This window comes from Streptomyces sp. NPDC045956, from assembly GCF_056430705.1.
In genome coordinates, this window is record NZ_JBWKKZ010000002.1 from 222,111 (window position 1) to 243,732 (window position 21,622).

Genomic DNA, 21,622 nt, shown 5'->3' on the forward strand with positions numbered 1-21,622 from the left:
CCGGCCGGGGCCCGCTCAGCGGACCCCGGTCATGCGGGCGAAGGCGACGACGTTCCCCTCGTATCCGTTCTGCTTCGAGAAACCGCCGCCGCAGGTGATGACCCGCAGTTCCGGGCCTCCCTTGGAGGCGTAGACCCGGTCGCCGGGGAAGTCGTCCTTCTCGAAGACCTCGATGCCGTAGATCTCGAAGACCGCCGTCTTCCCGTCCTGACGGCGCACCTCCACCGTGTTGCCCTTCTTGAGGGCACCGAGCCCGTAGAAGACGGCGGGCCCCTGCTGGTTGTCGACATGGCCGACGACCACTGCGGTGCCCTTCTCGCCGGGGGAGACCGCGCCGGTGAACCAGCCGGCCAGGTTCGGGTCCTCGGCCGGGGGCGCGTCGACCCAGCCGTCCGCGTCGAGACCGACCGGCATGACCGGCGCGTCCACCTGGATGGCGCCGATGGTGACCTGGTCCGGTACCGAGTAGGGCAGCGGGGCGACACCCGGGACGGCACCCTCGCCCGGCGCGACGCGGCTGTCGGAGGCAGCGGCCGAGGCCGGCTGCGGCGGGCCCTGGTCGAACTCCCCCGAACCGTTGCGGATGAGCGCGAGCCCGGTCAGCAGGACCAGCGCTATCACGCCCCAGGGAGCACGTTTCCTCCGCCGCTCCTCCTCTTCGGCCCACTCGGACGCATCCATTGGCCATCCCCTCTCGACCCGGCCGTCGCCCGGTCGTCCGCGCATACGAGCACGCTAAGCGCAGCGCGTCCGACCGGCGACGGGGCGGCGGCGAACGGGTGGTGGCCCGCCCTCGCGTGAGCCATCCGGGACGGTCCGGCGGGAAATTTCTGACGGTCCGTGACCTGCGGCGATATCGGGTCGCACGGCTCCGGCCCGGCACGCCCCTCACCAGGACGGACCATTCCCGAAATGCGGCCCCGCGCACGGCAACTGAGGGTCTTTCTGGGAGGCGCTTTCTCGCCGATCGACCGGGGACGGGTCCCGGGGCGTCTTCCGCGGAGGATCACATGCGCAACACTCGTGCCCTCGCGGCAGCCGGCGCCGCGGTCGCTGTCCTCGGGCTGGCTGCCCCCACGGCCACCGCCGGCGGCGACCACCACCAGCCGAGCAACATCGTCGCCCTGCCCAGCGTGATCGCCCGCGGCGGCCAGATGACCGTCACGGTCGACGGCTGCCCGCAGGGCGGCACCATGACCTCGGACGCGTTCCGGACGACCCACCTGACGCCGGTCCGCGGTGCCAACGAGACGTCCAGGGGCACCGCCACCATCAGGCAGGACGCCCGGCCGGGTTCGTACGACATCACCGTCAACTGCTCGGGGCGGCGGCTCACGCGGCCGGCCGCCTTCACCGTCATCGGCGGTGTCCGCGGTGGCATCGGCGGCAGCAGCTCCAGCGGGGCGACGCCGACCGACATCGCGATCGGCGGCGGGCTGGTGGCCGCGGCGGTCGCCGGCGGTGGTCTGTTCTGGATGCGCCGCAGGGCCGAGCGGCGGATCTGACCGGGTCCCGGCCGTGACGGACGGGGCCCGCCTTCGGGGGGCGGTCCCGTCCGGTCCCTGCGGACAGCGCCGGTGCCCCGCCCTCCCTTCCGGATCACGCGGCGCGTCCTCGCGCGGTCCACGCACGCGTGGCGCACGTACACGGCTCCGCCCCGGACCAGCGACGGTCCGGGGCGGAGCCGTGCGTGTGCGGCGCGCACGGGCGAGGCGAGGTCAGGCGCCGTCCTCGCCGGCGCGGCGCCGCCAGAGGTGGTACGCGGCGCCGGCCGAACCGGCGACGAGGGCGAGGCCGAGCCCCATCTCCCGCACGTCGAACCCGGCGACGCTGCCCCCCTCGCCGGCGTGCACGCCCTTGTCGGGGTGGCCGGACTCTCCGGAGGGGTGGTGGGAGTGGCCGCCCGCGATGGTCAGGTCCACGGTGCCGGTCCTGCCGTCACAGGCGAACGTCACCTGGTAGACCGCCCCGCGTCGGGCGTCCCGGTCGACCCGTGCGGTGGCCGACGACTCGTGCCGCGGGATGGTGACCGTGTCGAACACCGGCGACTCGACGGTGACACGTCCGTGGCACCCACCGGCACCCCGGCCCACCCCCACCGTGACCTCGCCGCCCGGCGCCACGGTGGCGGGACTGACGGTGAAGCCGAACGTCGAACTGCCGCCCACGGCCGCCCCGGCCGGTACGCAGCCCGAGAGGGCGGCGGCGCCCAGCAGTGCGACCGAGGCCACGGGTATCGCGCGCATGGTGAATCCTCCGGTCCCCGAGGAGCGGCGGCGGACCTGTTCCGCGCGAGCCTGGAGTGCACCTCGATGGTCGGAACGCTAGGAAGGCGGGCCCTCCGGCGCGATCGCTGCAGGGCGAACGGGGTAAGCGCGTGGGCCGGTCGGGGGACGCGGCCGGAGTGTCGGACGCCCCCCGGCGGAACCCCGTGCGGGGCTCGCCGAGGGGCGCGGACGCGTGCGGACCCGAGGGGCCGCCGAGGGGGGCGCCGAGGGGGCGGCCCTCAGTCCCCGGCCCCGGGGAAGAGATTGACGAACGGGTCCGTGGACGCCGCGACGCCGCGGCTGAACGGCGCGTCGAAGTCCCAGATCAGGAAGAGCAGGAACGCGATCAGCGCCGAGAACAGCCCGGCGAGGATCAACTCGCGGGGGGTACGCCGGATCTGGAGGGCGAAGACCATGCCGACCGTGATGACGCCTCCCGTGATGAGCCCGAACCACACCACGCCCGGCATGGTCGCCCCCATCGACTCCGACCGGGCGATGCGGGCCTGGTCCGCTGCGGTCACCTGGTCGACGAGCGGCTGGTACGCCTGCGCCTCGAAGTCCGACTTCGGCTCGTAGTCCGTGACGTCGGCGCGGACGCGGTCGAGCAGTTCGGCGCCCCGTTCGGTCATCTCGCCGCGGTCGGCCATCGTCTTCCACTCGGTGGACACGACGTGTCCGACATAGGCGTTGACATCCTCCCGGATGCGGTCACGGACGTCGGGCGGATAGACTCGGACGCGTTCCGAGATCTCGTGCAGCGCCACCGCCTCCGTCTGCACGTGGTCCTGGGCCGCGCTGCGCGCCTCCCAGACACCCGCGATGGCCAGACCCAGGACGATGGCGTACACCACACCGATCCACATCGTCATGTACTCGATGACGTCCGGGGTCTCGGTGATGTCCTCGTCGTCGGAGGCCCGACGGTGCCGTACGACGGTGATGATGACCACCACGACACAGGCGGCCAGCATCGCGAGGATGAGAACAAGCCATTCCGGCAAGAGGGGCTCCAGGGTTCAGCGCGCTCGGAGCGCGGCGACGGCGACCACCGCGGGCACCGTGATGAGCAGGACGAAGACGAGCGGTGACGTGGTACCGCGGGAGGTCCGCTGCTGGGGCCGGGCGGCGCGGTAGCGCGGGTAGTGCACCGGGGTCAGCGACGGTCGGGGCGCGGGTGTCGCCGACGGGGCGGGCGCGGGTGCCGCGGGACGGGCCGGCGCCGGCGTGGGGGTGGGTGTCGGCGTGGGCGCGGGCGGCTTCGGTGCCGGCCGCGGAGGGGGCGCGGGAGGCGCCTCGGGCTTCGGGGCCGGCGGTTTCCTGGGCGGCTCCGGGGCGGGCGGCGGTGGGGGAGGGGGCTTCGGCGGCGGCGGAGGTGTCGGCGTGGGTGTGGGCGTAGGTGTGGGGGTGGGTGTCGGAGTCGGCTCGGGGCACGGCGGGAAGTCGGGCCAGGTGCCGCTCCCGGCGACTGCCACCGCGTGCGTGCCACCCGGTCCGGTGGACGCATACGCGCAGGCGTCCGCCTGCGCCGGGCCGACCGGTGCGCCGACGAGTGTGAACGTCAGCGTCACCAGGGCCAACACCCGTCCGGAAGGGACGGATCGGGACGGTTCGGGTCCATGCACGACGCAGATCATGGAGCCTGGCGGGCCCGGCCACACCCGATCACCGCACGATTGGTCCGAAGGAGGGACATGGAGCGGTCGCGGGTTTGACCGGCGCACACCCTCTCGCGGTCAGCCTCGAACCCGCGTGCGGGATGTGGTCCGTAGTGCGGGGAGCGTCCACCACCGCGAAGAAAAAGGCGCGCCCGCGTTGAACACAACCGGCTCTCCCGTGCGTACCCAGTGTCGTGCGGCGGCGCGGCTGCCGTCCCAACACCTTCGTGACGATCGGGGATTGACGATGAAGACCTCCTGGCGGAGCGCCTCACTCGTGGTGAGCGCCGCGGCGGTGCTGGCGCTGACGACGGCGTGCGGCCAGGACGGCGGCACCACCACCGGCAGCCAGAACGTGGGCGCCACCGCGGCGCCGGGCGACGTGGGCGACATCGGGGCCGGCGCCGGCGAGGGACTGGGCACCGGCGCGAACGGCGCGCAGGCGTCGGCGAGCGCGGCGGAGCCCGCGGGCAAGCTGTCCGTCTCCACCGACGCCGAGATCGGCGAGCTGGTGACCGACGGCGCGGGACGCACCCTCTACCGCTTCGACGCGGACACCGCGAAGCCGCCCAAGACGACCTGCGAGAACGACTGCGCCACCGCCTGGCCGCCGGTGGCCGCCGGTGATGCCCTCGCCGGCGAGGGCATCGACAAGGCCCTGCTCGGCGAGGTCACCCGGGCCGACGGCACCAAGCAGCTGACCATCGGCGGCTGGCCGGCGTACCGCTACGCCAAGGACACCGCCGCCGGCGACGTCAAGGGCCAGGGCGTGGGCGGCAAGTGGTACGCGCTCGCCGCCGACGGCAAGAAGGCCCAGGCGGCCGAGTCGGCGGCCCTGTCGACGCGTGAGGACCCGAAGCTCGGCGAGATCGTCGTCGACAAGAACGGCATGACCGTCTACCGCTTCATGAAGGACGAGGCCTGGCCGAAGCCGGTCTCGGCGTGCACCGGCGCCTGCCTGGAGAAGTGGCCGGTCGTGGCACCCGTGGAGCCCGACGACACGGAGGGCGTCGTCAAGAAGGACCTGATGACCTTCACCCGGCCCGACGGCGCCGAGCAGCAGACGGTCGACTGCTGGCCGATCTACACGTTCGCCGGCGACAAGAAGGCCGGCGACACCAACGGCCAGGGCGTCGGCGGCACGTGGTACGCCGTCTCGCCCGACGGAAAGCCGGTCGGCGCGCCCAAGAAGTAGCGACCTCGCGTCCGCCGGCCTCCGGCGCACGACAGCGGGCCGTCCCCTCCGCACCCAGGCGGAGGGGACGGTCCCGTTCGTGCGCCGTCCCGTTCGTGCGCCTCGGCGCGGCGCGGCGTGTCCCGACGCGTGCGGCGCACGGCACGTGCCGCAGGCAGTGACCGGTAACGGATGGTCAATTTCCGGTTGGGCTCGCCCAGTCGGCGGGCGATCAGTAGCCTCTGCTCGAACACCGGATCGCCAATGCCTTGGAGAGCTAGATGGAGCGTCCCGCCTGGGCCCCCCGCAGCATCGACATCACGGTGCCCAGCGTGTCCCGCATCCACGACTTCTACCTGGGCGGTTCGCACAACTTCGAGGTCGACCGGGAAGCGGCGCGCAAGGCCATGGAGTTCATGCCGGGACTTCCCAAGATCACTCAGGCGAACCGGGCGTTCATGCGCCGGGCCGTGCGCTTCGCCGCCGGTGAGGGCATCGACCAGTTCCTGGACATCGGCTCCGGCATCCCCACCTTCGGCGCCGTCCACGAGGTGGCGCGGGCCGCCCGGCCCGGCGCGCGCGTGGTGTACGTCGACCACGACCCGGTGGCGGTCGCGCACAGCGAGGCCGTCCTGGCGGGCGACGACCACGCGGACGTCGTGGGCGGCGACCTCCTCAAGCCCCGGGACATCCTCGCCGACCCCCGGGTGGAGCGGCTGATCGACCTGAATCGGCCGGTGGCTCTACTGCTGCTTGCCATACTGCACTTCGTGGAAGACGCGGACGACCCCTGTGCGGCGGTGGCGGAACTGAGCCGGGCGCTCGCGCCGGGCAGCCTGCTCGTCCTCACGCACGCCTCGTACGAGGGGGTCCCGCTGCCCGCCGAGCGGGCCGGGGGTGCGGTGGGCGTGTACAAGGACATCCGCAATCCACTGATCATGCGTTCGCGCGGCGAGATCGCGCGGTTCTTCGAGGGGTACGACATGGTGGAACCCGGACTGGTTCCGATGCCGCGCTGGCGGCCCGAGGGGGCGCCGGAGGACGAGGACCCGTACGCGTTCTCCGGTTTCGCCGGCGTGGGACGTACGGCGTGAGCGCGGAGCCGGACGGGGCGGAGGACAGACTGCGCCGGTTCGCGACGATCTGGAGCCGCGCCGTCTTCCCGGTGACCTCGACGTCGTCGACCCGCCCCGAGTTCGAGGAGCAGCTGCTGCCGCTGGCCCGCCGGCTGAGCGAGGTGCTGCGGGCGCGGAGCTTCGAGGCGGAGGACGCCAGGGCGGTCGGCGCCGCGCTCGTCGACGCGCACTGCACCGATCCGGAGGCGCTCGCCCGGACGCTGGACTGCATCGACGCCTACCTCGTGCTCTACTGCGGCGAGGACGGCGACCCCGAGCACCTGCGGGCCCGTTCGGCCCGGCTCCAGCACGCCATGGCGGCCGGGTTCGCCGGGTCGCTGCGTGCCAGGACCCTGGCCGAGCAGGAGGCCATCGCGCAGGCCGCCCTCAAGGCGCAGGGCGTGGTGGCCGAGGCGCTGCACGCCAGTGAGGCCCGTTTCCGCGCGGTCTTCGAAGGGGCCGCCATAGGCATCGGCATCGCCGACCTCGACGGCAACGTCCTCCAGGTCAACGGGGCGTTGATGCGCATGTTCGGCATCGCCGACCCGACGCTGCGCGGCCGCAACGTCCGGGAGTGGTCGCACCCCGACGACGCGCCCCAGACCTGGCGGCTCTACGACGAGCTGGTGCGCGGCGAACGCGAGGCCTACCACCTGGAGAAGGCCTTCTACCGGCCCGACGGCACCGTCCTGTGGACCAATCTCACCGTCTCCCTGCTGCGCGACGCCGACGGCAGCCCGCAGTACCAGCTGGCGCTGATGGAGGACACCACCGAGCGCCGGCTGCTCAATCTGCGGCTGCGCTACGAGGCCACCCACGACGCGCTCACCGGCCTGCCCAACCGCAGCTTCTTCTTCGAACGCCTGGAGAAGGCCCTGAACGCGGGGCCGGGCCAGCGGTACGGCCTGTGCTACCTGGACCTCGACGGCTTCAAGACGGTCAACGACAGTCTCGGCCACGCGGCCGGCGACCGGCTCCTCGTGGAGGTCGCCGACCGCTTGCAGTCCTGCGCCACCGCACCCGGCGAGATGGTCGCCCGGCTCGGCGGCGACGAGTTCGTGGCGCTGACCACCGGCCCGGACACCCCGCGCGAGGTCGACGAACTGGCCGGCCGGATCATGAACGCGCTGCTCGCCCCGATCAGCGTCGACGGCCGCGAACTCACGGTCCGCGGCAGCATCGGCATCGTCGAGGGCCCGGCGGGGGAACGCAGTCCGGCGGAGGTGCTGCGCAGCGCCGACATCACCATGTACCGGGCCAAGTCGGCGGGCGGCAACCGCTACGAGCTGGCCGACCCGGAGGCCGACGCCCGCGTCATCACCCGGCACGGCCTGACGACCGCGCTGCCGGCGGCCCTGGAGCGGGGCGAGTTCTTCATCGAGTACCAGCCCCTGGTGCACCTCGGCGACGGGAGTGTGCACGGCGCCGAGGCGCTGGTGCGGTGGCTGCACCCGCAGCACGGAGTCCTCGGCCCGGACCGCTTCATCCCGCTCGCCGAGCACACCGGGCTGATCGTGCCGCTGGGCCGCTGGGTGCTGGAGCAGTCCGTGCGGCAGGCCCGCGTCTGGCGGGAGCGGTACGGCGAGAGCACCGCCGCCGGCCCGCTGCGTATCAACGTCAACCTCTCGCCCTGCCAGCTCACCCACCCCCGGCTGGTGCAGGACACCGTGGACATCCTGGAGCGGGCCGGGGTCGCGCCCGACGCGCTCTGCCTGGAGGTGACCGAGTCGGCGCTGATCGGCGCGGACGACGACCTTCTCAAGCCGCTGCGCAGGCTGGCCGAGATGGGCGTGGACATCGCCCTGGACGACTTCGGCACCGGCTACTCCAACCTCGCCAACCTGCGCCGGCTGCCGGTGAGCGTGCTCAAGCTGGACCGCTCCTTCACCCAGAGCATGCAGCGCTTCCCGGCCGACCCCGTCGACCTCAAGATCGTCGAGGGCATCGTCGCCCTGGCCCACAGCCTGGACCTCGCGGTCACCGTGGAGGGTGTGGAGACCGGCGCCCAGGCCGAGCAGCTGCGCATACTCGGCTGCGACACGGCCCAGGGCTGGTACTACGCCCGTCCGGGCCCTCCGGAGCGCCTGCACGAACTGGCCCTGGTGGACGCCACGGGCTGACGGAGTCCGGCTCCGGGACGGGCCCGGGCGCCGTCCCGCGCTCCGTCCCGGGTGGCCGCCGCGACCGCCGCCGTGCGGACCAGGGCCGCGGCCGCCGCGGAGCGGCACCCCGCCGGCCGTGCCCGGCCGGTCCGCGCGACGCGGCTCACCGCTCCAGCAGCATCCGCTGCAACTCCCGCGCCGCCCTCGGTGGAGCCACGTCGCTGCGGTGGGCCAGGGCGATGGTCCGGTGCAGACCGGGACGGACCAGCGGGGTCACCCGCAGCCCGCGCCCGGACCGCGCCGCCACCATCCGCGGGACCACCGCCATCCCGAGGCCCGCCCGCACGAACCCCAGCACCGCGTCCATCTCCCCGCCCTCGACCGCGAAGTCCGGCTCGAAGCCCTCGGCGCGGCACGCCGCCACGGTCAGCTCCCGCAGGTCGTAGCCGTGCCGGAACATCACCAGGCGCTCGCCCTCCAGGTCGGCGACGCGCACCGCCCGTCGCCCGCCGCCCGGACGGGGCGACTCCGGGGACGACACCACCACCAGGTCCTCCCGGAGCAGTTCCACCGTGGTCAGCGACGGCGACGCGGTAGGCAGCGGGAGCACCACCAGGGCCAGGTCGAGCGCGCCGCGCGCGAGCTGCCGGACCAGGTCGTGCGAGCCGCCCTCCTCGATCATCAGCCGGATGCCGGGATACCGGTCGTGGAAAGCGCGCAGCACGTCCGGCAGCAGCCCGGTGCACAGGCTCGGGGTGGCGCCCAGCCGCACCCGGCCGCGCCGCAGCTGCACCAGTTCCAGCACCTCGTGCCGGGCGGTGTCCGCGTCGGCCAGGATGCGCCGGGCCAGCGGCAGCAGCGCCTCCCCTGCGTCGGTCAGCGTGATGTTGCCCCGCGCCCGCAGGAACAGGTCGGCGCCCAGCTCCCGCTCCAGCGCCTTGATCTGCTGGGACAGCGAGGGCTGGGCCACGTGGACGACCTCCGCGGCCCGGGTGAAGTGCCGGGTCTCGGCGACCGCCACGAAGTACTGGAGCTGTTGCAGCTGCATATCGCAAGCATAGAGCGCTCATAGAGAAAGGCTATGGAAACAAGGCGGACCATGTCTTGGACCGATGGCCCTCCGGCCCCGTAGCGTCCCGTGACATGGCTCTGGCAACGCGGACGGACCGACGGCCGTCCATGGCGCGCACCGTGTGGGACTCGACCGTCGGCAAGAAGACAGTGATGGCGGTCAGCGGTCTCGTCATGCTGCTCTACCTGGTCGTCCACATGATCGGAAACCTGAAGATCTTCTTCGGGGCCGAGGAGTTCAACCACTACGCCCACTGGCTGCGCACGGTCGGCGAGCCGTTCATGCACTACGAGTGGACGCTCTGGCTGGTCCGCGTCGTGCTGGTCGTCGCCGTCGTGGCCCACGCCGTCTCCGCGTACCAGCTCAGCCGCCGCGACATCAAGGCGCGGCCGAGCAAGTACGTGCACAGGAAGAAGCGGGCGAGCTACGCGACGCGCACCATGCGCTGGGGCGGGATCATCCTCGCCCTGTTCATCGTCTGGCACATCCTGGACCTGACCACCGGCACCGTGCACCCCGGCGGCTTCGAGACCGGCAAGCCCTACCAGAACGTCGTGGACACCTTCTCCACCTGGTACGGCAACCTCGTCTACATCGTCGCGGTGCTCGCCGTCGGCCTGCACGTCCGGCACGGCTTCTGGAGCGCCGCCCAGACCCTCGGCGCCGGCAGCCGCACCCGCGACCGGGTCCTGAAGACGACCGCGAACGTCCTCGCGCTGCTGCTCACGGTCGGCTTCGTCGCCGTCCCCGTGGGCGTCATGACCGGAGTGGTGAGCTGAAATGACGACCTACGCCGACTACACGACCGGTGAGCCGGTCGCCGACACCAAGGCCCCGGCCGGACCCGTCAACGAACGCTGGGACACCCGCCGCTTCGAGGCCAAGCTGGTCAACCCCGCCAACCGGCGCAAGCAGACGGTCATCGTCGTCGGCACCGGGCTGGCGGGCGGCTCGGCCGGCGCGACCCTCGCCGAACAGGGCTACCGCGTCGTCCAGTTCTGCTACCAGGACTCGCCGCGCCGCGCCCACTCCATCGCGGCGCAGGGCGGCATCAACGCCGCGAAGAACTACCGCAACGACGGCGACTCCGTCCACCGGCTGTTCTACGACACCGTCAAGGGCGGCGACTTCCGCTCCCGCGAGTCCAACGTGCACCGCCTCGCGCAGATCTCCGTGGAGATCATCGACCAGTGCGTGGCGCAGGGCGTGCCCTTCGCCCGCGAGTACGGCGGCCTCCTCGACACCCGCTCCTTCGGCGGCGTCCAGGTCTCCCGCACCTTCTACGCCCGCGGGCAGACGGGCCAGCAGCTGCTGCTCGGGGCCTACCAGGCGCTCAGCCGGCAGATCGCGGCCGGCAACGTCGAGATGCACCCGCGCACCGAGATGCTCGACCTGATCGTCGTGGACGGCCGGGCCCGCGGCATCGTCGCCCGCGACCTGATCACCGGGAAGATCGACACGTACTTCGCGGACGCCGTGGTTCTGGCGAGCGGCGGCTACGGCAACGTCTTCTACCTCTCCACCAACGCCATGAACTCCAACGCGACCGCCGTGTGGCGGGCGCACCGGCGCGGCGCGTACTTCGCCAACCCCTGCTTCACGCAGATCCACCCGACCTGCATCCCGCGCACCGGCGACCACCAGTCCAAGCTGACCCTGATGAGCGAGTCGCTGCGCAACGACGGCCGGATCTGGGTACCCCTTGCCAAGGGCGACGACCGGCCGCCGAACGAGATCCCCGAGGCCGAGCGCGACTACTACCTGGAGCGCATCTACCCGTCCTTCGGCAACCTGGTACCCCGCGACATCGCCTCCCGCGCCGCGAAGAACGTCTGCGACGAGGGCAGGGGAGTGGGCCCCGGCGGCCAGGGCGTGTACCTGGACTTCGCGGACGCGATCAAGCGCATGGGCCGCGAGGCGGTCGAGGCCAAGTACGGCAACCTCTTCGACATGTACCAGCGGATCACCGACGAGGACCCGTACCGGGTGCCGATGCGGATCTACCCCGCCGTGCACTACACGATGGGCGGACTGTGGGTCGACTACGACCTCCAGACCACCGTCCCCGGCCTCTTCGCCGTCGGGGAGGCGAACTTCTCCGACCACGGGGCCAACCGGCTCGGCGCCTCCGCGCTGATGCAGGGCCTGGCCGACGGCTACTTCGTCCTCCCCGCCACCATCAACGACTACCTCGCCCGCAACCCGCACCGCGACGAGGTCGACGACACCCACCCCGTGGTCCAGGAGGTGCTGGCCGAGACCGAGGACCGGCTGCACCTGCTGCTCTCCGTCGACGGCGACCGCACCCCGGACTCCTTCCACCGCGAACTCGGCGAGCTGATGTGGGAGTTCTGCGGCATGGCCCGCACCGACTCCGGCCTGCGCAAGGCCCTGGAGCGCATTCCGCAGATCCGCGACGAGTTCTGGCGGCGCATCAAGGTCCCCGGCACCGGCGAGGAGTTCAACCAGTCGCTGGAGAAGGCCAACCGCATCGTCGACTACCTGGAACTCGCCGAGCTGATGTGCCTCGACGCGCTGCACCGCGCCGAGTCCTGCGGCGGCCACTTCCGCGAGGAGTCCCAGACCCCCGACGGCGAGGCGGCCCGCCGGGACGAGGAGTTCGGCTACGCCGCCGCCTGGGAGTTCACCGGCACCGGCGAGGCTCCCACCCTGCACAAGGAAGACCTGGTCTTCGAGTACGTCCACCCCACCCAGCGGAGCTACGCATGAAGCTCACCCTGCGCGTCTGGCGGCAGAAGAACGCCGGCGCCGACGGCGCGATGTCCACGTACGAGGTGGACGGCATCAGCCGGGACATGTCCTTCCTGGAGATGCTCGACACCCTCAACGAGGACCTCATCCTCAGGGGCGAGGACCCCGTCGCCTTCGACCACGACTGCCGCGAGGGCATCTGCGGCGCCTGCTCGCTGGTCATCAACGGCGACGCCCACGGGCCCGAGCGCACCACGACCTGCCAGCTGCACATGCGGTCCTTCCGGGACGGCGACACCATCGACATCGAGCCCTGGCGGGCCGCGGCCTTCCCGGTCGTGAAGGACCTGGTCGTCGACCGCTCGGCCTTCGACCGCATCATCCAGGCCGGCGGGTACATCACCGCCCCGACCGGCGCCGCGCCGGAGGCCCACGCCGCACCGGTTCCGAAGCCGGACGCCGACTTCGCCTTCGAGCACGCGGAGTGCATCGGCTGCGGGGCGTGCGTCGCGGCCTGCCCGAACGGGGCGGCGATGCTGTTCACCTCCGCGAAGGTGAACCATCTGAACGTCCTGCCGCAGGGCGCGCCCGAGCGGGAGACCCGGGTGCTGGACATGGTGGCGCAGATGGACGACGAGGGCTTCGGCGGCTGCACGCTGGCCGGCGAGTGCGCGACGGCGTGCCCCAAGGGCATCCCGCTGATGTCCATCACCAGCATGAACAAGGAGTGGCTGCGCGCCACGCGCAAGGCGGCGAAGCGCTAGCCCCGGGAACGTTCGCCGACAGGTGCGGACGGACGGGGCCGGGAGAGGTGCTCCTCCCGGCCCCGTCTCCACGCGCCCCGGGCATTCAGCAGCCGCACATCCACTCTCCCGGCCCAGGTCACGCACCGGCCAACCGGCAGCGGAAGAACAGGTGCGGCGGACCGCACACCCTCGGTCCGCCGTCGCCGCCCCGGCCCGTGACCAGGAGAGTGCCATGACCGGCGTACTGACCGCAGACCGTCCGTCCAAGCCCGCCGCGCCCCACCGCTACACCGTCACCCTCGCCCGCGACGAGGCGGACGTGCGGGCCGCGCAACGCCTGCGGCACGAGGTCTTCGCCGGGGAGCTGGGCGCACTGCTCTCAAGCCCCCAGCCGGGCCACGACATCGACCCGTTCGACGCGTACTGCGACCACCTGCTGGTGCGGGAGGAGACGACCGGGCAGGTGGTCGGCACCTACCGGCTGCTGCCCCCGGAGCGCGCGGCGGTCGCCGGACGGCTGTACGCGGAGAGCGAGTTCGACCTCGCGGCCCTGGACGCCATCCGCCCCGGGCTGGTCGAGGTCGGCCGCTCCTGCGTGCACCCCGACCACCGGGACGGGGCCGTCATCGGCCTGATCTGGGCCGGCATAGCCCGCTACATGACCGACCGCGGCCACGCGTGGCTGGGGGGCTGCTGCTCCCTCCCCCTCGCCGACGGCGGAGCCCTGGCCGCCGGCACCTGGAACCGGGTGCGGGCCAAGCACCTGGCGCCGGAGGAGTACCGGGTCCGGCCCCTGCTCCCGTGGGTCCCGCGCACCCCCGCGCCGGCCGGCCGCACCGAACTGCCGGCCCTGCTGCGCGGGTACCTCCGCCTCGGTGCCTGGGTCTGCGGGGAGCCCGCGCACGACGCGGACTTCGGCGTCGCCGACCTCTACGTGCTGCTGCCGATGAGCCGGGTCGACCCCCGCTACCTGCGGCACTTCCTCTCCCTCGTCCCCGCCTGATGAGCGCCTGGCTGCCCGGCGCGCCCTGCACCCCCGCGGCGTGCGTGGAGCCGTCCCGGCCCGCGACCGCCGTGCCGCGGGCCGTGCTGCGGCTGACCGTGGTCGCCGTGCTGCTCCTCGCCGGGATCGCGACCGTGCTCACGCCGCTCGGCAGGCTGGTGCCCGCCGCCGTGGTGCGGTGCTGGTGCCGGGGGATCGTACGGGCCGCCGGTGTCCGGGTGCGGGTCTCGGGCGCCGCCGTGCCCTCCGGCGGGCTGCTCCTCGTCGCCAACCACGTCTCCTGGCTCGACATCCCCCTGCTCGCCGCCCTGCGCCCGGCCAGGATGCTGGCCAAGAGCGAGATCCGGCGCTGGCCGGTGGCGGGAGCGGTCGCCGCCCGCGCGGGCGTGCTCTTCATCGAGCGGGACCGGTTGCGGGCCCTGCCCGACACGGTGGCCGCGATCGCGCGGACCCTGCGCGCGGGTGCGGCCGTCGCCGCCTTCCCCGAGGGCAGCACCTGGTGCGGACGCGCGCACGGCCGCTTCCGCCGGGCCGTCTTCCAGGCCGCCCTGGACGCCCGGGTCCCGGTCCAGCCGGTCCGCATCCAGTACCGGACCGGAGGGCGGACGGTGAGCACGGCGCCCGCGTTCGTCGGCGACGACACCCTGCTCGCCTCCCTGTGGCGGGTGGCGTCGGCGCGCGGAGCCATCACCGCCGAGGTGGAGGTCCGTCCCGTCGTGCCACCCGGCCGCCACCACGATCGCCGCGCCCTGGCCCACGCCGCGCAGCCGCCGTACCGCCGGCCGTCGACGGGACGGCACGGTCACCCTCGGAAAGCACCTTCGAAAAGTATGCGCCCTTTGTTACCTGTGTACCGTTTTCGTAGGGCTGATCAGGACATCCGGAAGGCAGGCACTCCGGAAGGAGGGTGATGCCAGATGATCACCCGTGAAGAGATCGCCAACGTCCTGGACCACCCGGTCTACGACGGGGACGGCAACAAGATCGGCGAGGCCAAGCACGTCTTCTTCGACGACATGACCGGCCGCCCCGAGTGGGTGAGCGTCAAGACGGGCATGTTCGGCTCCAACGAGTCCTTCGTGCCCATCCGCGACGCCGCGCTGGTGCAGGACCACCTCGAGGTCCCGTACGCCAAGGACCAGGTCAAGGGCGCGCCCAACGTCGACGTCGACGCGGGCGGGCATCTGTCGGAGACCGAGGAACACCGGCTCTACGACTACTACGGCATCAACTGGGACAGCGTCCTGTCCGAGGCCGAGCGCACCGACGACGGCCGCTGGGCCGCGGGCCCCGGCCGGAGCGCGGACATGGACACCGGCACGGACATGGGCACCGGCACCGGGACCGGCACGGACATGGGCACCGCCGGCACCCACCTCGGCACCGGCATGGGAGCGGCCGGTCTGGCCGGCACGGCGGGCGGCACGGCCGAGTACGAGGAGGACACCGACCGCACGGGCCTGCGCGACGACGCGATGACCCGCTCCGAGGAGCGGATGCACGTCGGCGTCGAACGGCGCGAGTCCGGCCGCGCCAGGCTGCGCAAGTACGTGGTCACCGAGGAGGTCCAGCAGACCGTTCCGGTGAGCCACGAGGAGGTGCGCGTGGAGCGCGAGCCGATCACGGACGCCAACCGTGACGAGGCGCTCTCCGGACCGGAGATCGGCGAGGCCGAGCACGAGGTCACGCTGCACGAGGAGCGGCCCGTGGTCGAGACCGAGACGGTGCCGGTGGAGCGCGTCCGGATGACCACGGAGGAGCACGTCGAGGACCAGACGGTGCGCGGGCAGGTCCGCAAGGAGCGGATCGAGGCCGAGACCGAGTCCTTCCCCGACGACGAACCCCGCCGGGGCCGCGAGTAGCCGCCCCGCCGTCGCGGGCGTGAGCGCCGGTGACCGGACCTCACCGGCGCTCCCCGCCCCCCTCCAGGACCCGGGCCAGATACGGTGCCGTCGCACTGCCGGCCGCCCGCGCCACCTCGGCCGGCGGCCCCACGGCGACGATCCGGCCGCCCGCCTCACCCCCGCCCGGACCCATGTCGATCACGTGGTCCGCGCCCGCCACCACCGTCATGTCGTGTTCGACGACCACCACGGTGTGCCCGGCGTCCACGAGACCGTGCAACTGGCGCATCAGCACCTCGACGTCGGCCGGATGCAGACCGGTCGTCGGCTCGTCGAGGAGGTACAGGGTGTGCCCGCGCCGCCCCCGCTGCAACTCGCTCGCCAGCTTGATGCGCTGCGCCTCCCCGCCGGACAGTTCGGTGGCCGGCTGGCCCAGCCGCAGATAGCCCAGTCCCACGTCGAGCAGCGCGGCCAGGCTGCGGGCCACCGCCGGGGTGTCCGCGAAGAACTCCGCGGCGCCCTCCACGGTCAGGTCGAGCACCTCGGCGATGTTCCGCCCCCGGTACGCCACTTCGAGCGTCCCCGGGTTGTACCGCGCCCCGCCGCAGTCCGGGCACGGCGTGTACGTACTGGGCAGGAACAGCAGCTCCACGCTGACGAAGCCCTCTCCCTGGCAGGTCCCGCAGCGCCCCTCGGGGACGTTGAAGGAGAACCGGCCCACCCCGTAACCCCGCTCCCGGGCCTGGCCGGTGCCGGCGAAGACCTTGCGTACGACGTCGAACAGCCCCGTGTACGTGGCCAGGTTGGAGCGCGGGGTGCGGCCGATCGGACGCTGGTCGACGGAGACCAGCCGCCCCACGCCGGGCAGCTCCTGCGAGATCTCGCCGATGAGCGTCGACTTGCCGGAGCCGGAGACGCCCGTGACCGCGGTCAGCGCGCCGAGCGGGAAACCGGCGGTCACCCCGCGCAGGTTGTGCCGGGTGACCGGCCCGACCGTCACCGTGCCCCGCGGGACCCGCGGCTCGCGGACGGGCGCGGGCGAGCGGCCGAAGAGATACCGGGCCGTGGCGGACTCCGCGACGCCGGCCAGCCCGTCGACCGGACCGCTGTACAGCACCCGTCCGCCGTGTTCGCCCGCCCGCGGGCCGACGTCCACGATCCAGTCGGCATCCCGCATCACGGCCAGGTGGTGCTCCACCACGAAGACCGAGTTGCCCGCCGCCTTCAGCCGGTCCAGCACCGTCAGCAGCGCCTCCGTGTCCGCCGGGTGCAGTCCGGCGGACGGCTCGTCCAGCACGTACACCACCCCGAACAGCCCCGAACGCAGCTGCGTCGCCAGCCGCAGGCGCTGCAACTCGCCCGCCGACAGCGTGGGCGTGGGGCGGTCGAGGCTCAGATACCCGAGACCCAGCTCGACGACGGGCGCGATCCGCGCGGTGAGGTCCGCGGTGAGCACCTTCGCCGTCTCGCCGTCCGTCGGCAGCAGCCCGGCGAGGTCCCCCAGCGGCAGCGCGGCCAGCTCGGCGACGGAGCGCCCGGCGACCGTGACCGCGAGCGCCTCGGGCCGCAGCCGGCCGCCGCCGCACAGGGGACAGGGCGCGCTGCTCAGGAAGCGCTCCGCCTTCGCCCGCAGGGTGGCGCTCCTGGAGTCGGAGAAGGTCTTCATCACGTACCGCCGGGCGCTCATGTACGTGCCCTGGTACGGCCGCTGGATGCGGTCCGCGTCCCGCACCGGGTGCACGGTGACCACCGGCTGCTCGTCGGTGAACAGGATCCACTCGCGCTCGTCGGCGGGCAGCTCGCGCCACGGCCGGTCCACGTCGTGACCGAGCGCCTCCAGGACGTCCCGCAGGTTCTTGCCCTGCCAGGCGCCCGGCCACGCGGCGATCGCCCCCTCCCTGATCGACAGCGACGGATCCGGGACCAGCAGCTCCTCGGTGGTCCGGTGCACCCGGCCGAGCCCGTGGCACTCCGGGCACGCCCCCGCCGCCGTGTTGGGCGAGAAGGCGTCGGAGTCGAGCCGCTCGGCGCCGGGCGGGTAGGCGCCGGCGCGGGAGAACAGCATCCGCAGGGAGTTGGACAGGTTGGTGACCGTACCGACCGAGGAACGGGACGTCGGCGCCGCGCGGCGCTGCTCCAGCGACACGGCGGGTGGCAGCCCGGTGATCTCGCCGACCTTCGGGGCGCCGACCTGCTGGATCAGCCGGCGGGCGTACGGCGCGACCGACTCGAAGTAGCGCCGCTGCGCCTCCGCGTAGACCGTCCCGAACGCCAGCGACGACTTCCCCGAGCCCGACACGCCGGTGAACACCGCCACCACGTCCCGGGGGACGTCCACGTCCACGCCCTTGAGGTTGTGCTCACGGGCGTCGCGGACCCGGACGTACGGGTCGTGGGGGCTGTGCATCGCGGGAACTCCGTACGGTCTTCGGCCGCGGCCGCCGGGGTCTCGGCCGGGGCCGGCGGCTGGTGGGCGCGGCGGGGGTCGCTGCGGGTGGGACAAACCACGCGATCCTACGCCGGTGCGGCGGCCGTTCCCGTGCCGGTGACGCGGGCGAGCCGCCGGTAGGAGTCCAGCAGCGCCGCGCGGTCGTACGTACTGGTGGTGACGAGGACCTCCTGCGCTCCCGTCTCCTCCACCAGCGCCTCCAGCTCCTCGGCGACCTGTTCCTCGGTGCCCGCGAGGTGGCCGTCGAGCCCGGCCTCGTACAGCTCGCGTTCCTTCGCGGTCATCGTCCGCGCCTCGACCTCCTCGGCCGGGGGCAGGGGCGGGAAGGTGCCGCGGGTGCGGGCGTGCGCCATCGACCAGGCCTCCGGCACCAGGAGCCGCCGGGCCGCTCCGGGCGTGGCGGCCACCGCGACCGTGCCGGAGACGACGACGTACGGCTCGGCGCTCCACTCGGAGGGGCGGAAGCCGGCCCGGTAGCGGTCGATGCCGCGCCGCATCCTGTCGCGGTCGCGCAGGTCACCGATGACCATCGGCAGGCCGGCCCGGGCCGCCACCGCCGCGCCCTCGCCCATGGCCAGCACGAAGGGCGGGACGGTCAGTCCCTCCGCTGGCCGGGCGTGCGCGCCGGTAGGTGAGGTGCCCCGGAACCACCCCAGCAGCTCGGCCAGTTGGGCGCCGAAGTCCTCGGCGTCGTCCTTGTCCCGGCCCAGCGCCCTGCGCACCCCGTCGGTGAAGCCCACCGAGCGGCCCAGGCCCATGTCGATCCGGCCGGGGAAGAGCGACTCCAGCACGCCGAACTGCTCGGCGACGACCAGCGGCCGGTGGTTGGGCAGCATCACGCCGCCCGTGCCGACCCGGACCGTCCGGGTGGCACCGGCCACGGCGGCGGCCAGCACGGTCGGCGCGGAGCCGGCCACCCCCGGCACACCGTGGTGCTCCGACACCCAGAACCGGTGGTAGCCGAGCCGCTCGGCCTCCCGCGCCAGCTCCACGGTGTCGCGCAGCGCCTCCTGGGCGGTGCGGCCCTCGCGGATGCGGGAGCGGTCCAGGACGGAGAAGCGGGTGGTCGCGATCACTGAGCTCACACCGGGTTCAACGTCCGCGGGGCGCCAGGATTCCCGGTGCCGCGTTCTAGGGTGGAGCGGTGAGCGACACCAAGAGGCCTCCGGTGGCCGTGTTCGACCTGGACAACACCCTCGCCGACACCGCGCACCGGCAGCGGTTCCTGGAGCGCCGGCCGCGCGCCTGGGACGCCTTCTTCGCCGCCGCGCCGCACGACCCGCCGCTCGCGGAGGGCGTCGCGCTGGTGCGGGAGCACGCCGAGGAGTGCGAGATCGTCTACCTGACCGGTCGGCCCGAGCGCTGCCGGCGGGACACGCTCGACTGGCTGGCCGCGCACGGGCTGCCGGCAGGGCCCCTGCACATGCGGGGCGACGCGGACCGCCGGCCCGCCCGGCGCACCAAGCTGGAGATCCTGCGGCGGCTCGCGCGCGGCCGCGAGGTCCGGGTGCTCGTGGACGACGACGAGCTGGTCTGCGACGACGCCGAGCGCGCCGGCTTCCGCGTCGTCCGGGCGCGCTGGGCTGCCCGGTCGGCCGAGCTGCGGGCGGCCCAGGAGCGCGAGGGCCGCACCTGATCCTCCGGACGGCCGGGAGCGGGACGCCCTCCCACGCAGGGGGAGGGCCTCGAAGCCCCGAGCTGTCAGTCCGACTCCTCCAGGCGGAAGCCGAGCTTCAGGCCGACCTGCCAGTGCGCGACGACCCCCTCCTCGATCTGGCCGCGCACCTGCGTCACCTCGAACCAGTCCAGGTTGCGCAGCGTCTGCGAGGCGCGGGTGATGCCGTTGCGGACGGCCTGGTCGACGCCGTCGGGCGAGGTGCCGACGATCTCGGTGACCCGGTAGGTGTGGTTCGACATGCGGGTGCTCCCTTCCGCAGGGCAGCGGTGTGCCGTGCGTCACTCCACCGTGCCCCAAGCGGCGGCGGAGCGCGAGACGTCGGGGACCGGGCCCCGCCACCCCCTTGACCTCCGCATTGGTCCATACCAAAATCTCAGACACCCGTTCGAGCCTCGGGCTCGTCCCCCCACGTCGGGCCTCCCTTCGCGTGCGCAGGACCTTCCTGTCCGCTCCGCCCTGTCCGTCAGACAGAAGGACCCCTTCGTGAGACGTCGCCTGCTCGCCCTCGTCTGTGTGTCCGCCTCCCTGCTCAGCGGCTGCGGCCTGGCGTCGCAGGAAGGCGGCGGCGAGCGGCGCACCGTCACCGTGTGGCTGATGAAGGACAGCGCCTCGCAGGACTTCCTGCACCGGTTCACCGAGGAGTTCGAGCGGGAGCACACCGGCCTCGACCTCGACATCCGGATCCAGGAGTGGACCGGGATCGGCGACAAGGTGCAGACCGCCCTCGAAGCCGACGGCACGGACGGGCCCGACGTCATCGAGGTCGGCAACACCCAGGTCCCGGAGTACGCGGAGGGCGGCCGGCTCCAGGACCTGACGCTGGAGTCGATGCGGGACTGGGGCATCCGCGACTGGCTGCCCGGCCTCGCCGAACCGGGGCAGTGGCTGTCCCAGCAGTTCGGCATCCCCTGGTACGCCGCCAACCGCGTGGTCATCTACCGCAAGGACCTCTTCGAGCAGGCCGGCATCACCGAGCCGCCCCGCACCCGCGAGGAATGGCTCACCGCGACCGAAGCGCTGGACTCCGTCGCCGACCAGGGCATCTATCTGGCCGGCCAGGACTGGTACACCCTGTCCGGGTTCATCTGGGACGAGGGCGGTGAGCTGGCCACGCAGAACGGCGGCGTCTGGGCGGGCGCCCTCGACTCCGAGGCCGCCCTGCGCGGCATGGACTTCTACCGCGCGTTGCAGGCTCTGGGTGACGGACCCGTCGACGCCGACGAGGAACACCCCCCGCAGGCCGGGGTGTTCGCGAAGGGGCGGGTGGCGCAGATCGTCGCGGTGCCCGGGCTCGCCCGGTCCATCGTGCGCGAGAACCCCGACCTCGAGGACGAGCTGGGCTTCTTCCCGGTGCCGGGGAAGACCGCCGACAAGCCCGGCGCCGTCTTCACCGGCGGCTCCGACCTCGTCGTCCCGAAGAACACCGACCAGCGGGACGGCGCCCTCGCCGTGGTGGAGGCGCTCGTGGGCACCAAGTGGAACACCGAGCTGGCCCGCACCATGAACTACGTGCCGAACAAGAAGTCCCTCGCCAAGGCCGTCGCGGGCGAGGAGGGGGTCGCCGCCATGGCGGCGGGTGCCGCGCAGGGGCGGGCGACCCCCGGCACGCCCCGGTGGGGTGCGGTCGAGGCGGACAACCCGATCAAGGACTACATGACGAAGGTGCTCACCGGGGCCGACGCGGAGTCGGAGGCCGGGCGGGCCTCCGACCGCATCACCGCACTGCTGGACCTCGACGCGGGCTGACGCCCGGCGCGCGGGCCCCGGCGCTCGGCGCACTGTGCTCAGGTCACCGTGCTCAG

At 73.1% G+C, this 21,622-nt stretch carries 20 protein-coding genes; 12 read left to right on the top strand and 8 right to left on the bottom strand.

Annotated features, from left to right (window positions below):
- Positions 1–15 precede the first annotated feature (15 nt).
- Positions 16–681, bottom strand: coding sequence for a class F sortase (locus AC07FV_RS06670; protein ID WP_479085166.1), 666 nt, complete (start codon positions 679–681; stop codon positions 16–18).
- Positions 682–1,010: 329 nt separating this feature from the next.
- Between AC07FV_RS06670 and AC07FV_RS06675 the strand changes: the two genes are divergently transcribed.
- Complete coding sequence (locus AC07FV_RS06675) at positions 1,011–1,505, top strand: hypothetical protein (RefSeq protein WP_356605319.1); 495 nt, start codon at positions 1,011–1,013, stop codon at positions 1,503–1,505.
- Between the two features lie 213 nt (positions 1,506–1,718).
- Here the strand turns inward: AC07FV_RS06675 and AC07FV_RS06680 are convergent, their stop codons facing one another.
- The 3 genes from AC07FV_RS06680 to AC07FV_RS06690 form a co-directional block, all read right to left on the bottom strand.
- Entirely contained in the window at positions 1,719–2,246 is a 528-nt protein-coding gene (locus AC07FV_RS06680) for a hypothetical protein (protein WP_479085168.1), read from the bottom strand.
- A 260-nt stretch (positions 2,247–2,506) separates the two neighbouring features.
- Positions 2,507–3,271: a bestrophin-like domain gene (locus AC07FV_RS06685; protein ID WP_479085170.1), complete on the bottom strand. Its 765-nt coding sequence runs from the start codon at positions 3,269–3,271 to the stop codon at positions 2,507–2,509.
- A 15-nt stretch (positions 3,272–3,286) separates the two neighbouring features.
- Positions 3,287–3,418, bottom strand: coding sequence for a hypothetical protein (locus AC07FV_RS06690; RefSeq protein ID WP_356605313.1), 132 nt, complete (start codon positions 3,416–3,418; stop codon positions 3,287–3,289).
- A 754-nt stretch (positions 3,419–4,172) separates the two neighbouring features.
- On the opposite strand from AC07FV_RS06690, the gene AC07FV_RS06695 reads away from it, so the two are divergent.
- The 3 genes from AC07FV_RS06695 (at position 4,173) to rmdA (ending at position 8,334) form a co-directional block, all read left to right on the top strand.
- On the top strand, positions 4,173–5,120 hold the full coding sequence (locus AC07FV_RS06695) for an SCO0930 family lipoprotein (protein ID WP_479085772.1): 948 nt from the start codon (positions 4,173–4,175) through the stop codon (positions 5,118–5,120).
- Between the two features lie 260 nt (positions 5,121–5,380).
- Positions 5,381–6,193, top strand: a complete 813-nt coding sequence (locus tag AC07FV_RS06700; RefSeq protein ID WP_479085172.1) for an SAM-dependent methyltransferase — start codon at positions 5,381–5,383, stop codon at positions 6,191–6,193.
- Positions 6,190–8,334 (top strand): cyclic Di-GMP phosphodiesterase RmdA, encoded by a 2,145-nt coding sequence (gene rmdA, locus AC07FV_RS06705; protein WP_479085174.1) that lies wholly within the window; start codon positions 6,190–6,192, stop codon positions 8,332–8,334. The genes AC07FV_RS06700 and rmdA overlap by 4 nt, the downstream gene beginning before the upstream one ends.
- Positions 8,335–8,479: 145 nt before the next feature.
- On the opposite strand, the gene AC07FV_RS06710 is transcribed toward rmdA, so the two are convergent.
- The gene (locus AC07FV_RS06710; RefSeq protein ID WP_479085176.1) at positions 8,480–9,364 is read right to left on the bottom strand and encodes a LysR family transcriptional regulator; all 885 of its coding nucleotides are present in this window, start codon (positions 9,362–9,364) and stop codon (positions 8,480–8,482) included.
- Positions 9,365–9,495: 131 nt separating this feature from the next.
- On the opposite strand from AC07FV_RS06710, the gene AC07FV_RS06715 reads away from it, so the two are divergent.
- From AC07FV_RS06715 to AC07FV_RS06740, 6 genes are all read left to right on the top strand, one after another.
- Positions 9,496–10,167 (top strand): succinate dehydrogenase, encoded by a 672-nt coding sequence (locus AC07FV_RS06715; protein WP_479085774.1) that lies wholly within the window; start codon positions 9,496–9,498, stop codon positions 10,165–10,167.
- A gap of 1 nt (position 10,168) precedes the next feature.
- Positions 10,169–12,118 (top strand): fumarate reductase/succinate dehydrogenase flavoprotein subunit, encoded by a 1,950-nt coding sequence (locus tag AC07FV_RS06720; RefSeq protein ID WP_479085178.1) that lies wholly within the window; start codon positions 10,169–10,171, stop codon positions 12,116–12,118.
- Complete coding sequence (locus AC07FV_RS06725) at positions 12,115–12,864, top strand: succinate dehydrogenase/fumarate reductase iron-sulfur subunit (RefSeq protein ID WP_479085180.1); 750 nt, start codon at positions 12,115–12,117, stop codon at positions 12,862–12,864. The genes AC07FV_RS06720 and AC07FV_RS06725 overlap by 4 nt, the downstream gene beginning before the upstream one ends.
- A gap of 214 nt (positions 12,865–13,078) precedes the next feature.
- Positions 13,079–13,849 (top strand): GNAT family N-acetyltransferase, encoded by a 771-nt coding sequence (locus AC07FV_RS06730; protein ID WP_479085182.1) that lies wholly within the window; start codon positions 13,079–13,081, stop codon positions 13,847–13,849.
- On the top strand, positions 13,849–14,760 hold the full coding sequence (locus tag AC07FV_RS06735) for a lysophospholipid acyltransferase family protein (RefSeq protein WP_479085184.1): 912 nt from the start codon (positions 13,849–13,851) through the stop codon (positions 14,758–14,760). The genes AC07FV_RS06730 and AC07FV_RS06735 overlap by 1 nt, the downstream gene beginning before the upstream one ends.
- A gap of 6 nt (positions 14,761–14,766) precedes the next feature.
- Positions 14,767–15,711: a DUF2382 domain-containing protein gene (locus tag AC07FV_RS06740; protein ID WP_479085186.1), complete on the top strand. Its 945-nt coding sequence runs from the start codon at positions 14,767–14,769 to the stop codon at positions 15,709–15,711.
- Positions 15,712–15,751: 40 nt separating this feature from the next.
- On the opposite strand, the gene AC07FV_RS06745 is transcribed toward AC07FV_RS06740, so the two are convergent.
- Positions 15,752–18,100: an ATP-binding cassette domain-containing protein gene (locus tag AC07FV_RS06745; protein WP_479085188.1), complete on the bottom strand. Its 2,349-nt coding sequence runs from the start codon at positions 18,098–18,100 to the stop codon at positions 15,752–15,754.
- 107 nt (positions 18,101–18,207) lie between these two features.
- Positions 18,208–19,227: an LLM class flavin-dependent oxidoreductase gene (locus tag AC07FV_RS06750; protein ID WP_479085190.1), complete on the bottom strand. Its 1,020-nt coding sequence runs from the start codon at positions 19,225–19,227 to the stop codon at positions 18,208–18,210.
- Between the two features lie 59 nt (positions 19,228–19,286).
- Between AC07FV_RS06750 and AC07FV_RS06755 the strand changes: the two genes are divergently transcribed.
- The gene (locus AC07FV_RS06755; RefSeq protein WP_479085192.1) at positions 19,287–19,778 is read left to right on the top strand and encodes a phosphatase domain-containing protein; all 492 of its coding nucleotides are present in this window, start codon (positions 19,287–19,289) and stop codon (positions 19,776–19,778) included.
- 65 nt (positions 19,779–19,843) lie between these two features.
- Here the strand turns inward: AC07FV_RS06755 and AC07FV_RS06760 are convergent, their stop codons facing one another.
- Positions 19,844–20,059 carry a dodecin gene (locus tag AC07FV_RS06760; RefSeq protein WP_053140456.1) on the bottom strand — a complete coding sequence of 72 codons (216 nt, stop codon included), beginning with the start codon at positions 20,057–20,059 and terminating at the stop codon, positions 19,844–19,846.
- A 244-nt stretch (positions 20,060–20,303) separates the two neighbouring features.
- Here AC07FV_RS06760 and AC07FV_RS06765 point away from each other — a divergent pair, with 244 nt between their 5' ends.
- A complete protein-coding gene (locus tag AC07FV_RS06765) occupies positions 20,304–21,566 on the top strand; it encodes an extracellular solute-binding protein (RefSeq protein ID WP_479085194.1) in 1,263 nt (420 codons plus the stop codon).
- Positions 21,567–21,622 lie beyond the last annotated feature (56 nt).